Source organism: Sphingomonas daechungensis, assembly GCF_039543105.1.
GTDB lineage: Bacteria > Pseudomonadota > Alphaproteobacteria > Sphingomonadales > Sphingomonadaceae > Sphingomicrobium > Sphingomicrobium daechungense.
The window spans coordinates 887535-899923 of the sequence record NZ_BAABJC010000001.1 but is presented as its reverse complement, the minus strand read 5'-3'; the positions used below and the strand labels follow the sequence as shown (position 1 = coordinate 899923).

Here is a 12389-nt window from a genome sequence, read left to right as displayed (position 1 = left end):
GCCTCCTTTAACGTGCCCGGTCGAGAACTCTCCGCGCTTGAACGAGATGCGGCCGGTCGACCATCCGGCCACTGATGGACAAGACGCCGGCATCGGGGTCGGCGTCGAACGCATCGACAATAGCGCGCGCGTGCGACACTTCGTCGGCAGTTGGGGTGAAAGCGGCATTGATCACGCCGACCTGAGCGGGGTGGATGGCAAGCTTGCCGGTGAAGCCTTCGCGCGCCGCTGCCTGGGCCTCCGCCAGCAGGCCGGCGTCGTCGCGGAAGTCAGAGAAAACGCCGTCAACCGGCTGCACTCCTGCCGCAACGGCTCCGGCCAGGCACAGCGAGCGGGCGAGCTTGTAGGTGTAGCTGAGAGTGCCGTCCGCGTCATACTTCGACGAAGCGCCCAACGCGGCCGAAAGGTCTTCCGCGCCCCAGCTCATGGCCGCGAGCGAAGACTTGGGATCGCGATAGCTCAGCATTCCGAACAGGCTTGCCGCCGTCTCGGTCACGATGGCGTGGATCGGGATGTTGCCGGTGCGATGTGCAAGCTCCGCGACATCTGCTCCGCCTTCGGCCTTAGGCAGGACGATGCCGTGGATGTCGGCGATGCCAATGACGTCGAGATCCTTGCGATGCTCGTCCGTGCGGAGCGGGTTGATCCGGACCCACCATTGCGGGCCGCCGGAGCGTTTCCCGAGGTCCTTCAGGATCTGGCGCGCGGCTGACTTCTGGGCCGGTGCAACACTGTCCTCGAGGTCGAAGATGACGGCGTCGGCCTCGCTTTCGATCGCCTTGCCGATCTTTTTCTCGCTGTCCGCCGGCACGAACAGCCAGCTGCGAGGTTCGCTCATTGCGGAGTCTTCAGGATCAAGGCGGAGCGAGTGCATTCGCAGACGATTTCGTCACGCTGGTTGAAGCTGCGATGCGCCCAGGTGACGATGCCTGCGTTCGGCCGCGACTTGCTTTCGCGAAGGTCGATGCACTCCGTCTCCGACCGCAGCGTATCGCCGACGAACACCGGTTTCGGAAAAGTCAGTTTGTCGTAGCCAAGATTGGCGACAAGCGTCCCCAGCGTCGTGTCGCTGACGCTGACCCCGACCATCAGCCCAAACGTGAACACAGAGTTCACCAACGGCTGGCCAAACTCGGTCCTTGCGGCCGCCTCGTGATCGATGTGCAGCGGCTGCGGGTTGTAGGTGAGGGCGGAGATAAGAAGGTTGTCGGTCTCGGTGACCGTCCGGGACACCGCATGCTCGACGCGGTCTCCGACCTGCCATTCGTCAAAATAGCGTCCTGCCATGTCGCCGCTCTACGAAGCAGCCGCGCACTTGCCAAGCTAGAGAGCACCTGTCCGGGTAAGCCGAGCCTTGAGGTCGCCCATGCCAATCTCTTCGATCGTGGCAGTCGGATCGCTCCACCGGACGATGTTGGCGATATGGCCGAGCATCTGGCCGACCTTGTCGAGATACTGGAGGGACACCGTATGGCGAGCGACGGCGACCGGATCCGCCGAAAGCGCATCGCCCGTGATGTCGAGCATCCGGCGGGCACAGTCTAACTCTTCACCCAAGCGGATACGAAGTTCGCAATCGGTCCGCACCGGAACCACGCGGAGGGCGGGCGGATCGCGGCGGAGCGGCTTGCGCGGCGCTTCAACGCGCTCGTCCGCGCCCCAAACCTGCCGAACGCTATCGCCCTGGATGGCAATATCGCCCTTCGCATACCCGTGCTTCTGGCTGAACGGCCGCATGGGAAGGAAATGGCCGCCAAGGCCTTTCCAAGCCGTGGCTCGTTCATCCGTTCTGGAGCAGAATCTCCGCGGCCGCCTCGGTGATTGCGGCCCCGTCGAGGCGGTAGGCAGCGAATAGGTCAGCGAGATTGCCGGTCTGGCCGAAGCGCTCGACACCCAACGGCGCAACCCGCTGGCCAAGGACGCCTCCGAGCCACGAGAGCGAGGCAGGGGAAGCGTCGGCGATGGTGACAAGGCCGGCGCCGCGCCCTAGCTTCGACAACAGTCGTTCAACGTGGCTCGGCTCGCCGCCGCCGGCCCAGCGCGACGCCTGCGATGCACTCCATCCGCGGTGAAGCAGGTCGGGCGACGTGACCGAAAGTAGGCCGAGGCCCGGGATGTCGTCTCGAAGCTCTTCCCACGCTGCAAGAGCCTCCGGCATGACGGCGCCCATGGCGACGATTGCCGCCTCCGCGCCGTCGGCCGGCGTGCACAGCCAATAGCCGCCCTTCAAAGCGCCGTCCCGCCACTCGTCATCCTCGCGCGAAACTTGGCGGACATTGCGGGTCGAAAGGCGAAGGTACGTGCTCTCGCCGTCCGGATTGTCGATCAGCTTGAAGGCCAGCTCCATCATTGCTGCCAGTTCATCGGCGAAGGCCGGCTCGTAGTGCCGGATGCCCGGCTGCCCGAGCGCGATGAGCGGAGGATTGATGGATTGGTGTGCGCCCCCCTCCGGACCGAGCGTCAGGCCGCTCGGTGTCGCCACGAGGATAAAGCGGGCGTCCTGGTAGCAAGCGTAATTCAACGCATCGAGGCCGCGGGCGATAAAGGGATCGTAGAGAGTGCCGACCGGGGCCAGACGAGCGCCGAACTGGTCACCAGCAAGCCCTGCCGCCGCCAGCATCAGGAAGAGGTTGTTCTCCGCGATGCCTAGCTCGATGTGCTGGCCTCTGTTTGCCGAAGACCATTTTTGTGCTGACGCAATCTTTTCTCTTGCAAAAACGTCGGCAATCTCCTCGCGTCGGAAGAGACCGCGCTGATTGACCCAGGCACCGAGATTGGTCGAGACCGTGACATCGGGGGACGTCGTCACGATCCGGTCGGCAAGCGAACCCCCTGACTTCGCGAGGTCGAGGAGGATGCGTCCGAAGGCCGCCTGCGTGGATTGTTCGTCACCGGCGGGAGTGGGAATGGCGGGAACTTCCAACTGTCCGAACGATCGCGGTCGCTTTTCACGGGCGATCCGGCTTCGCTCCAGCACAGTGTCTACGCCCGGGCGGGCATTTTCCCCGACCCCTTCCAGCCGCTCCCACTCCTTGCCTTCGGCCACGCCCATCGCCTCGCGCCAGGCAGCCATCTGGGTCGGGTTCATCAGGCCGGAATGGTTATCCTTGTGGCCGGCAAACGGCAGGCCGAAGCCCTTGATCGTATACGCGATGAACAGCGTCGGTTGATCGTCGTCGCAGCGGTCGAATGCCTCGATCATGCTTTCGATGTCGTGTCCGGCGAGGTTGGTCATCAGCCGCTGAAGCTCGTCGTCGCTCCGGCGGTCCAGGATCGGCTTGGACTTCGGCGCATCGGCGAGGAGGCGGTCCCGCCACGCCTTTCCGCCGAGGTATGTCAGCGCCGCATAATCGGCGTTGCTGGCCTCATCGATCCAGCGCTGCAACTCCGCACCGCCCTTTTCCGCGAACGCAGCCTGCTGCAGCTTGCCGTACTTCAGCGTCTGGACACGCCATCCGCAGCTGGCGAAAATTTCGTCGAATCGGCCGAACATTCGGTCGGCGGTCGTCGCGTCGAGGCTCTGGCGGTTGTAGTCGATGATCCACCACAGGTTGCGGACGTCGTGCTTCGATCCCTCGATAAGCGCTTCGTAGATGTTGCCCTCATCGAGCTCCGCGTCGCCGACCAGCGCGACAAAGCGACCGCGATCCTGTTCGTTCATCAGGCCGTGAGCAGTCAGGTAATCCTGCACGATGCTGGAGAAGAGGGTGATGGCGACGCCGAGACCTACCGAGCCGGTGGAGAAATCGACAGGAATGCTGTCCTTCGTCCGGCTGGGATAGCTTTGCGCCCCGCCAAAGCCGCGAAAGTTCTCCAGGGATTCGCGGCTCTGCGATCCGAGCAGATAGTGGACGGCGTGCAGCACCGGCCCCGCATGGGGCTTCACCGCGACGCGGTCGTTGGGTCCCAGCGCGTGGAAATACAGCGCCGTCATGATGCTCGTCATCGACGCGCAGCTCGCCTGATGCCCGCCGACTTTCAGGCCGTCGGTATTCTCGCGAATGTGATTGGCGTGATGAATCGTCCACGCGGACAGCCAGCGCAGGCGGTCGTCGATGATCTTCAGCGCTTCAATGTCGGTCGTGACGGGCTTCAGCATTCGACCGGACTAGACCAGCCGGAGGTTGTCGAAAAGCTGCCCCCTAGCGCAGGACCATCTTGTCGCCCTTGATCTCCACCGTGTCGAACTGGCGGAGGAAGCTCTGGCCGAGCAGCGACATCTGCCCGCCGTCGAGAACGATGGCAGGCACCTCGCGGGCGGTCTGCTTGCCGAGGCGTACGGTGTCGAGCTTTACGAACTCGCCTTTAACGTCACCGCCAGCACCTTCGCCGACGACGTCGTACATGCCGATGGACGTCGCGAGTCCGGCCTTGCGGGCGTCGTCACGGCTGAGCGCGATCCCGCTTGCGCCGGTATCGACCAGGACGTGAATCGGGATGTTGTTGATCTCGACGTCGGCATAGAAATGGCCGTCCGGCTGGCGTTCGAGTTCCACGACATCCTGCCCGGCATAGCTGTCGTCGTTGACCTCATAACCTTTCTGGAGGACTTCAGCCTGATAGGCCTTCTCTTTTTCGAAGGCATTGGGTTCGCTGCTGCTGGCGCCTGTTGCCGTGCGCGACCCGCAATTGCTCAACAGGGCGCCGAACATCCCGGCGACGAGCAGGAAGATGAAGTATGCCCGGACCATCGCCGAATGATTACGGCAGCCCGGTAAAGAAACGTCTAAATCGCAAGCCCTTGCCGGTTGGCGTCTACGTTTTCGTAACCGTGCCCGATTATTTTCCGTTCTGCTGAGTGTGGCTCAACGGGGGTAATGATGAGCTATTTTTCGTACGGCGCGATTGCCGCCGTGGGTTTTGTTGCGGTGGTCGGTGGCTTCGCCGTCGCGGATCGTGGGATGAACTACAAGCCGGCCAAGGCCAACATATTCCTGATCGACCGCGAATGCCGGTACGATCGCGTTTGGACGGACGGTAAGCGCGAAACCGTGACCGACTCGTGCAGCTCGACGGACGAGTTCAAGGAGCTTGCCGCACAAAGCCCGGCGCAGCGCAAGAAAGCCGTGGACGGCACCGCCGTGGTGAAGGTCAGCTACACGGCCCCTCAGGACGGCAGCTACCAGACCTCCCAGCTAAAGTTCACCGGCCGCGACGAGGAATTCTACAAGTTGAAGGCCGGCGACGAGATGAAAATCCTCGTCAGCAACAAGGACCATAGCAAGATCATCAAGGGCTGATTGCCTTCGGTCCCGACTTCCCGCATCCCCAGACTGCGTGGCGCTCGGCCAGCGCTCACCAAGTTTGCGTACGATTCGGCCGCAGGGGATCGTGCATGAGGGGATTATTCTTGCTCGCGGCGTCGGCCGCGCTCGTGTTTGCGTCACCGGTTCAGGCTGGGCCGGCGGAGGACGCCGCGGCAGCCGTTACCACCTGGCTCGACAAGTTCAACGCCGGCGACATGAACGCCTTCCTGTCGGGACACGCCGCCAATGCCGTGATCGTCGATGAGTTCGCTCCGCATATCTGGACCGGCCCGGACGTCGCCAAGCGCTGGCTGGAGGATTACGGCAAGGACTCAGCGGCGCGCGGAATCAGCGATGGCAGCCTGGGATATGCGTCGCCGATCCGCTCGGTCTCGGACGGGAAATCCGCCTACGTCGTCGTTCCGACCATCTATCGCTTCAAGCAAGGCGGAAAGGCGAAATCGGCCGCGGGGACGATGACCTTCGTTCTCGATCAGGGAGATGGCGGCTGGAAGATCGCCAGTTGGACCTATTCCGGGCCGGAACCTCACTGATCGGAAAATCAAGGAAAACAGCGAATTAACCAGCCATATTCAACGGGGTGCAGGGCTTTGTCGGCATAGTTGCTCGGGTATTGACCAGAGGAATTATGTGATGAGGCTCTGCAAACTGCTGATCGCGGCTGGGCTCGCCGCGTCCGCGACGCCGGCCGTCGCGGCGCCGGTCGCGCCTCCGCAGCCAGCGACGGGCCGCGCGCTGATCCTGGTTCCGCTGCAGTTGACCAAGATCGACGACCTGAGTTTCGGGACGGTGGTCCCCTCGCCATTGTCCGGCGCCGTTTCCGTCAACGCCACGACCGGCAACCGGACGACAATCGGCGGAGTGACCGGCGTCGCCAGCGATCCGGGCAATCGCGGCTATTTCGCCACCGCCGGTTCGCCCAACCAGCAGGTCATCGTCACCATCACCCAGCCGCTCGCGCTCGACAACGGCCTTGGCGACACGATCCCGGTCCTGGCGCTTACGCTGGATGGCCCGAACGTGCGCACGATCGATCCGGTGACCCGCAATTTCTTCTTCGGGGTCGGCGGCATCATCTTCGTGAATGCGAACCAGCCGGAAGGGCTCTATCAGGCGACTTTCGACGTGACCGCGACCTATCTCTAGGCCGAAGGGCTCGGACTAGCTCAGCAGCCGCAGCGGGTTCTCGATAAGCGGCTTCAGCGCCTGCATGAAGCTGGCGGCATCCCACCCGTCGACGACGCGATGGTCGCACGAGAGCGAGAGGTTCATCCGCTTCCGGATCTCGATCTCGTCGTCGATCGGGACCAGCTTTTCCTCGATCTTGTTCACGGCGACGATCGCGACCTGAGGAGGATTGACCACCGGCGTCGATGTGATGCCGCCCATCGGGCCGAGGCTGGAAATGGTGAAGGTTGCGCCGCTCAGTTCCTCGCGGGACGCCTTTCCGGTCCTCGCAGCTTCGGACAGGCGCGTGATCTCGGCAGCGAGCTCCCAGATCGATTTGCCCTGCGCGTCGCGAATGGTTGCGACCATCAAGCCGTTGGGCGTCTGCGTCGCCATGCCCATGTGAACCGGCCCGTGCCGGGTCACGACCATCGCCTCGTCATCGAAAGTCGCGTTGAGCATCGGCCAATCGGCCAGGGCCCGCGACATGGCCGTGATGAGGAAGGGCAGAAGTGTCAGCTTTGGATTGTTGCCGCGATCGCGGTTCATGATCTGCCGCGCTTCCTCAAGCGCAGTGACGTCGAACTCCTCGACCAAGGTAAAGTGCTGAATCCGCCGGTTCGCCTCGGCCATGTTCTCGGCGATCTTGCGGCGAAGGCCGACGACCTTGATCGTCTCGTCGGTACGCGGAGCGCTGGTGCTTCCTCGAGCCGCCACGGTGCCGCCGTTGTAAAGCAGATATGCGTCGAGATCGGAGTGGCGAACCCGGTCGCCGGTCGTCTTCACCTGCGACAGATCGATACCGAGGTCGCGGGCACGCGCGCGGACCGCCGGGGATGTCAGCACCTTGCCGTGAGAAGGCTCCTTCTCGGCGACTTCGGGCTCGACCCGCGGCGAAGGCGGCGGTGGTGCCTGCTCCGCGACCTTGGTCACCGGGATATTCTCTTCCTGCGCTTCGGTCGGAGCCACTGCACCATCGGCGAGCGGCACTTCCTCTTCGACCGGCTCGGCCTTGGCAGGCGCGTCGGCCGCGGCAGCGCCTTCCGTTTCGATCACCGCGAGGATCGATCCGATCGGGATCTGCTCACCGACCTCGCCCGCAAGCTGCAGGATCTTGCCCGCGACCGGCGATTCCATTTCGACTGTCGCCTTGTCGGTCATCAAGTCGGCAAGCTGCTGGTCTTCCTCGATCGTGTCGCCGACCTTGACGTGCCAGGCGACGATCTCTGCTTCGGCAATGCCTTCGCCGATGTCCGGAAGCCTGAATTCGAAACGGGCCATGCGCCTTAGGCCTCCACTGCTTTTCTGATGGCTGTGCCGATGCGCACAGGGCCCGGGAAATAGGCCCACTCGAGCGAGTGGGGGTAGGGCGTGTCGAAGCCGGTCGCCCGCTGCACGGGGGCTTCGAGATGATAGAAGCAGCGCTCCTGCACCAGCGCCGCCAGCTCGGCTCCAAAGCCGTTTGTTCGCGTGGCTTCGTGGACGACGACGCAACGGCCGGTCTTCTTTACCGATTCCTCGATGGTCTCGATGTCGAGCGGCACGATCGAACGAAGGTCGATGACTTCCGCGTCGATGTCCAGCTCGCGAACCGTCGCCAGCGTCACGTGCACCATGGTCCCGTAGGAGAGGATGGTGACTTCCTCACCCTCGCGTACGACTGCCGCCTTGCCGAGCGGGACCTTGTAATAGCCTTCGGGAACATCGGCCGCGTCGGTCTTGGCCCAAGGGGTCAGCGGGCGGTCGAAGAAGCCGTCGAACGGGCCGTTGTAGATGCGCTTCGGCTCGAAGAAGAGGACAGGGTCGTTGTCCTCGATGGCGGAGATCAGCAGGCCCTTGGCATCGTAGGGGTTTGACGGGATGACCGTCTTCACGCCGGAGACGTGGGCGAACAGCGCCTCGGTCGACTGGCTATGGGTCTGTCCGCCGAAGATGCCGCCGCCATAGGGGGAGCGGATGACAAGCGGCACCGTCCATTCGCCTGAGGTGCGGTAACGGATGCGCGCAGCCTCGGAAACGATCTGGTCGTAGGCCGGGTAGATGTAGTCGGCGAACTGGATCTCGGCGACGGGACGAAGGCCGTAGGTCGCCATGCCGATCGCGGTCGCGACGATGCCGTTCTCGGCGATCGGTGTGTCGAACACGCGCTGCTTGCCGTACTTCTTCTGCAGGCCCTCAGTGACGCGGAAGACGCCACCGAAGAAGCCGACGTCCTCGCCGAGCACGACCATGTCCGGGTCACGCTCCATCATCACATCATGGGCGCTGTTGAGCGCCTGGATCATGTTCATCGAGGCCATTGGCGCTTCGCCTCCAGCTCATCGACCATGGCCTGCTGTTGTTCCTGCAAGTTCCAGGGCATTTCCTCGTAGACGTCGCTGAACATGGTGCGGACGTCCTGGGGGAAGTCGATCGTCGCTGTCGCGAGCGTGCCCTTCTTCTCCGCTTCCTTTTGTGCGTTGCGAACCTGGGCGGCCGCCTCATCCACCAATGCCGCGTGGCGCTCCTCGTCCCACTCGCCCAGCTTGATCAGGTGCCCTTTGAGACGTTCGATCGGATCGCCGAGCGGCCAGGCCTTCGCCTCGTCCGACGGGCGATATCCGGATGGATCGTCGGACGTCGAATGACCCTCTGCGCGATATGTGAAGAACTCAATCAGCGTTGGCCCATTGTTGGATCGAGCCCGGTCGGCCGCCCATCGGACTGCGGCGAATACGGCGAGCGCATCGTTACCATCGACGCGAAGACCGGCAACGCCGTAACCTAGCGCCCGCTGGGCGAAGGTCGCGCGCTCACCCCCGGCGATGCCGGAGTAGCTGGAGATCGCCCACTGATTGTTGACCACGGCGAGGATGACCGGCGCGTTGTAAACCGTCGCGAAGGTCAATGCCGCGTGGAAGTCACCTTCCGCCGTCGCGCCTTCGCCGGTCCAGCCCATGGCGATGCGGCTGTCGCCCTTGATCGCGCTGCCCATCGCCCATCCCACGGCCTGTGGATATTGCGTGCCGAGGTTGCCGGAGATCGAGAAGAAGCCGTGCGCCTTGTCCGAATACATGATCGGCAGCTGGCGGCCCTGTAGCTTGTCGCCCTTGTTCGAGTAGATCTGGTTCATCATCTCGACCATCGGATAGCCGCGAGCGATCAACAGGCCCTGCTGCCGGTAGGTCGGGAAGTTCATGTCCTCGCGGTCGAGCGCGTTGGCAGCCGAGACCGCGATCGCCTCTTCGCCCGTGCACTTCATGTAGAAGCTGGTCTTGCCCTGCCGCTGAGCGCGGTACATGCGGTCGTCGAAGACGCGGACCGTGACCATGTCCCGGAGCATCTTGCGCAGCGTCTCGGGATCCAGCTTCGGATCCCACGGACCGACCGCGTTGTTTTCCTCATCGAGCACGCGCACCAGCGACATGGTCAGCGGATGCGTTTCAATTGCGGGAGCTGCCACGTCCGGGCGCGGCGCGGTACCCGCTGCAGGAACCTGGATTTTCGAGAAGTCGGGAATCTCTCCCGGTCGCGCCGGCGGCTCGGGCACGTACAGCGAAAGCTTGGGCCGGTTCGACTTCAGCGGGGCAGGGTCCTTGTCGCTCATCTGGTTGAGGCGCTTAGTCCGGAGTCACGGACGCGGCAACTGGCGTGCGTTGACCTTGGAAGGCACGCAAGGCTAGGGCGCGCGCCATGCCTGACGATACGCCTTCCGCCGAGCTTCCCGACCGCTTGTCGCTCGATCCCCGCAGCCCACACTTCAACGAGGACATCCTCAAGCAAGGCGTCGGCATCAAGTTCAATGGGAACGAGAAGACCAACGTCGAGGAATATTGCGTGTCGGAAGGCTGGATCAAAGTTGCGGCCGGCCGCAGCCGCGACCGGTACGGCAACCCGATGACCTTGAAGCTCAAGGGCAAGGTCGAACCCTACATCCAGCCTGTCAACGGCGCGGATGGTCAGGAAGGCGAAGCTTCCGAAGGGTAAGCCTGGCTGCGGCCCTGCCGCTTGTCCCACACCTTCTTCGCCGCCCAACCGGCGCCTAGGGCGAGCGCCAGCGGTCCAAATCCACGCCGAGCGACTGCGGCTACGCCGGCGCCGATCAGCGCTCCCCGAACGCCGCGGTTACGGCCGGCGAGCTTCTCTCCAATGAATGCTCCCGCAAGCTTGCCCAACATTCTTTTGATCCTTTCGAACTGCGTTTGACCTCTCAACGCGGAACTTACCAACCGGCTCCCGACGGACAGGTTGGGATTCTTCACCAAGCGTAGGTGGCAATTCCCGCCAACTCCCCCTCTTAGCCGAGCTTCCTGAGCCATTTTTCGCAGTTTTGCGGGATTGGCACGCCCTTTGAATAGTATCTGGCACCGGCCCGCAGCTGTTGAAGCGGACCGGCGAAAAGGGAGATTAGAAATGTCCGGTCAGTCGCAATTCACTCGTACGCTTACTGCTCTGGCAGCAGCGCTTTTCCTGAGCTCCGTCGCGGTCTCCGCCGCGGTTGGCCCGGCTTCGGTCGCGAGCCCCGTCGCAGTCTCGGCCAATGCCTGAACTCGAAATCATCCAAGCAAAGGCACCGGTTAGGACGCCACGGCTCGTGAAGGAAACCGAGGTTATGAATTCCGGCAGCACCCCGCTCGCCACCTGGTTCAACGGACCGGTCTTTACTCGCGCAAGAGACATCTTCGCAGCGAACATGGCCGAGTTGCTGGAGCGGGCGGAGGATCCCGCCCGGATGATCCGCATGATCATCCTGGAGATGGAGGAAACGCTCGTCGAGCTCCGGGCGAGTGCAGCACGCTCGATCGCGGACGCCAAGGAAATGAAGCGCGCGATCGGCCGGCTGGACGAGCTGCAGATCGGCTGGACCGACAAGGCCGAACTGGCGCTGTCGAAGGGCCGCGAGGACCTGGCGAAGCAGGCGCTCGTCGAGAAGCAGAAGGCGGCTGAAATGGCCGACGGCCTCCGCTCGGAGATGGACCAGATTGAGACCGTCCTGCGCAGCTACGAAGCCGATATCACCAAGCTTCAGACCAAGCTTCGGGAAGCCCGCGCCCGGCAGAACGCCATTTCGGCGCGGATCGAAAGCGCGGTTGCCCGCGCCAAGGCTCGCGAAGTGATGCACGGCAGCCGCACGCTCGACGCATTCGCCAAGTTCGAGGTGCTGGAGCGCCACGCCGATTTCGCCGAAGGCCGCGCGGAAGCGCTGGGGATGACCGGCCCCAAGAGCCTCGAGGAAGAGATCGCTGAGCTTCGCGCCAATGAAAAGGTCGATGCCGAACTGGAAGCCATGAAGGCCGCTCTCGCGGCTCGCACCAAGTAAACGAAAGGGGAAGGGATATGTCCCGCTACAACTACCGCTATTCGATGGATCGCCATGACAAGAAGCTTGCAGGCGTGTGCTCGACGATCGGCGAAACGCTCAACGTCGACCCGACTTTCATCCGCGTTGGCTTCGTCGCCGCAGCGATCCTGATTAGCTGGAAGCTCGCTCTGATCGCCTACGTCGGCGCCGGCATCTACCTGCACCTGCAGCGCAACCAGGCCGTCCGTGGATACGAGCGCCGGCAGCGCAGCGACTTCGACCGAATGGAAGATGTCAGCCGCGTCCGTCCGACTACTCACGCGCTACGGACCCAGCTGGACGAAACCGACCGCCGCCTGATGGCGATCGACGACCACATCAATTCAACCAATGACGAGCTGGCGCGCGAAATCGAAGCGCTCCGGGAGGAGAAGTGATGGAACCGCTGACGATTGGCATTCTTGCAGGTGGTGTCTTCGCCGGACTGTCCGGAGCAAGCCTTGCTGCTCTCAAGGGATGGAACGGCTGGCTCGAGCTGAAGCGCATGGAGCTGACCCACGACATCGGCGACCGGCACCTTCCGCCCGCAGGCAACCGGATCGAAATGGCCGACCTTCGCGAACGGGTCCGCAAGCTGGAAGCGATCGCCGCAGGGATCGACCTCTAAAGACAGT

Annotated in this window: 16 protein-coding genes; 7 read left to right on the top strand and 9 right to left on the bottom strand. The window is 63.4% G+C overall.

Annotated features, from left to right (window positions below; translation table 11 throughout):
• Positions 1-7 precede the first annotated feature (7 nt).
• From ABD928_RS04700 to ABD928_RS04680, 5 genes are read right to left on the bottom strand one after another with little or no spacing between them, the layout of a single operon-like run.
• The gene (locus tag ABD928_RS04700) at positions 8-838 is read right to left on the bottom strand and encodes an HpcH/HpaI aldolase/citrate lyase family protein (RefSeq protein ID WP_187714630.1); all 831 of its coding nucleotides are present in this window, start codon (positions 836-838) and stop codon (positions 8-10) included.
• Positions 835-1287, bottom strand: coding sequence for a MaoC family dehydratase (locus tag ABD928_RS04695; protein ID WP_187714629.1), 453 nt, complete (start codon positions 1285-1287; stop codon positions 835-837). The genes ABD928_RS04700 and ABD928_RS04695 overlap by 4 nt, the downstream gene beginning before the upstream one ends.
• Positions 1288-1323: 36 nt before the next feature.
• Complete coding sequence (locus ABD928_RS04690) at positions 1324-1737, bottom strand: hypothetical protein (RefSeq protein WP_187714628.1); 414 nt, start codon at positions 1735-1737, stop codon at positions 1324-1326.
• A gap of 43 nt (positions 1738-1780) precedes the next feature.
• Positions 1781-4099 (bottom strand): transketolase family protein, encoded by a 2319-nt coding sequence (locus ABD928_RS04685; protein WP_345166578.1) that lies wholly within the window; start codon positions 4097-4099, stop codon positions 1781-1783.
• Positions 4100-4142: 43 nt separating this feature from the next.
• Positions 4143-4691, bottom strand: a complete 549-nt coding sequence (locus tag ABD928_RS04680; protein ID WP_187714627.1) for a retropepsin-like aspartic protease family protein — start codon at positions 4689-4691, stop codon at positions 4143-4145.
• Positions 4692-4820: 129 nt separating this feature from the next.
• Here ABD928_RS04680 and ABD928_RS04675 point away from each other — a divergent pair, with 129 nt between their 5' ends.
• From ABD928_RS04675 to ABD928_RS04665, 3 genes are all read left to right on the top strand, one after another.
• Positions 4821-5240 (top strand): hypothetical protein, encoded by a 420-nt coding sequence (locus tag ABD928_RS04675; protein WP_345166575.1) that lies wholly within the window; start codon positions 4821-4823, stop codon positions 5238-5240.
• Positions 5241-5335: 95 nt separating this feature from the next.
• Positions 5336-5800 carry a nuclear transport factor 2 family protein gene (locus ABD928_RS04670; RefSeq protein WP_345166572.1) on the top strand — a complete coding sequence of 155 codons (465 nt, stop codon included), beginning with the start codon at positions 5336-5338 and terminating at the stop codon, positions 5798-5800.
• 100 nt (positions 5801-5900) lie between these two features.
• Positions 5901-6413 carry a DUF4402 domain-containing protein gene (locus tag ABD928_RS04665; protein ID WP_187714624.1) on the top strand — a complete coding sequence of 171 codons (513 nt, stop codon included), beginning with the start codon at positions 5901-5903 and terminating at the stop codon, positions 6411-6413.
• Positions 6414-6428: 15 nt separating this feature from the next.
• Here ABD928_RS04665 and ABD928_RS04660 read toward each other — a convergent pair whose 3' ends face one another.
• From ABD928_RS04660 to ABD928_RS04650, 3 genes are read right to left on the bottom strand one after another with little or no spacing between them, the layout of a single operon-like run.
• Positions 6429-7715, bottom strand: a complete 1287-nt coding sequence (locus ABD928_RS04660) for a dihydrolipoamide acetyltransferase family protein (RefSeq protein ID WP_187714623.1) — start codon at positions 7713-7715, stop codon at positions 6429-6431.
• A 5-nt stretch (positions 7716-7720) separates the two neighbouring features.
• Positions 7721-8725 carry an alpha-ketoacid dehydrogenase subunit beta gene (locus tag ABD928_RS04655; protein WP_345170145.1) on the bottom strand — a complete coding sequence of 335 codons (1005 nt, stop codon included), beginning with the start codon at positions 8723-8725 and terminating at the stop codon, positions 7721-7723.
• Complete coding sequence (locus ABD928_RS04650; protein ID WP_187714622.1) at positions 8722-10020, bottom strand: thiamine pyrophosphate-dependent enzyme; 1299 nt, start codon at positions 10018-10020, stop codon at positions 8722-8724. Before ABD928_RS04650 ends, ABD928_RS04655 begins: the two co-directional genes overlap by 4 nt.
• Positions 10021-10106: 86 nt before the next feature.
• On the opposite strand from ABD928_RS04650, the gene ABD928_RS04645 reads away from it, so the two are divergent.
• Positions 10107-10400: a DUF3297 family protein gene (locus ABD928_RS04645; protein WP_187714621.1), complete on the top strand. Its 294-nt coding sequence runs from the start codon at positions 10107-10109 to the stop codon at positions 10398-10400.
• Here the strand turns inward: ABD928_RS04645 and ABD928_RS04640 are convergent.
• Positions 10373-10591: a hypothetical protein gene (locus tag ABD928_RS04640; RefSeq protein ID WP_187714620.1), complete on the bottom strand. Its 219-nt coding sequence runs from the start codon at positions 10589-10591 to the stop codon at positions 10373-10375. The genes ABD928_RS04645 and ABD928_RS04640 overlap by 28 nt on opposite strands.
• Positions 10592-11025: 434 nt before the next feature.
• Here ABD928_RS04640 and ABD928_RS04635 point away from each other — a divergent pair, with 434 nt between their 5' ends.
• Genes ABD928_RS04635 through ABD928_RS04625 form a run of 3 tightly spaced genes read left to right on the top strand, consistent with a single transcriptional unit; the run spans position 11026 to position 12382 of the window.
• Positions 11026-11733 (top strand): PspA/IM30 family protein, encoded by a 708-nt coding sequence (locus tag ABD928_RS04635; RefSeq protein ID WP_187714619.1) that lies wholly within the window; start codon positions 11026-11028, stop codon positions 11731-11733.
• A 17-nt stretch (positions 11734-11750) separates the two neighbouring features.
• Positions 11751-12152, top strand: a complete 402-nt coding sequence (locus ABD928_RS04630; RefSeq protein WP_187714618.1) for a PspC domain-containing protein — start codon at positions 11751-11753, stop codon at positions 12150-12152.
• Complete coding sequence (locus tag ABD928_RS04625) at positions 12149-12382, top strand: hypothetical protein (protein WP_395622088.1); 234 nt, start codon at positions 12149-12151, stop codon at positions 12380-12382. The genes ABD928_RS04630 and ABD928_RS04625 overlap by 4 nt, the downstream gene beginning before the upstream one ends.
• The last annotated feature ends 7 nt before the right edge of the window (positions 12383-12389 follow it).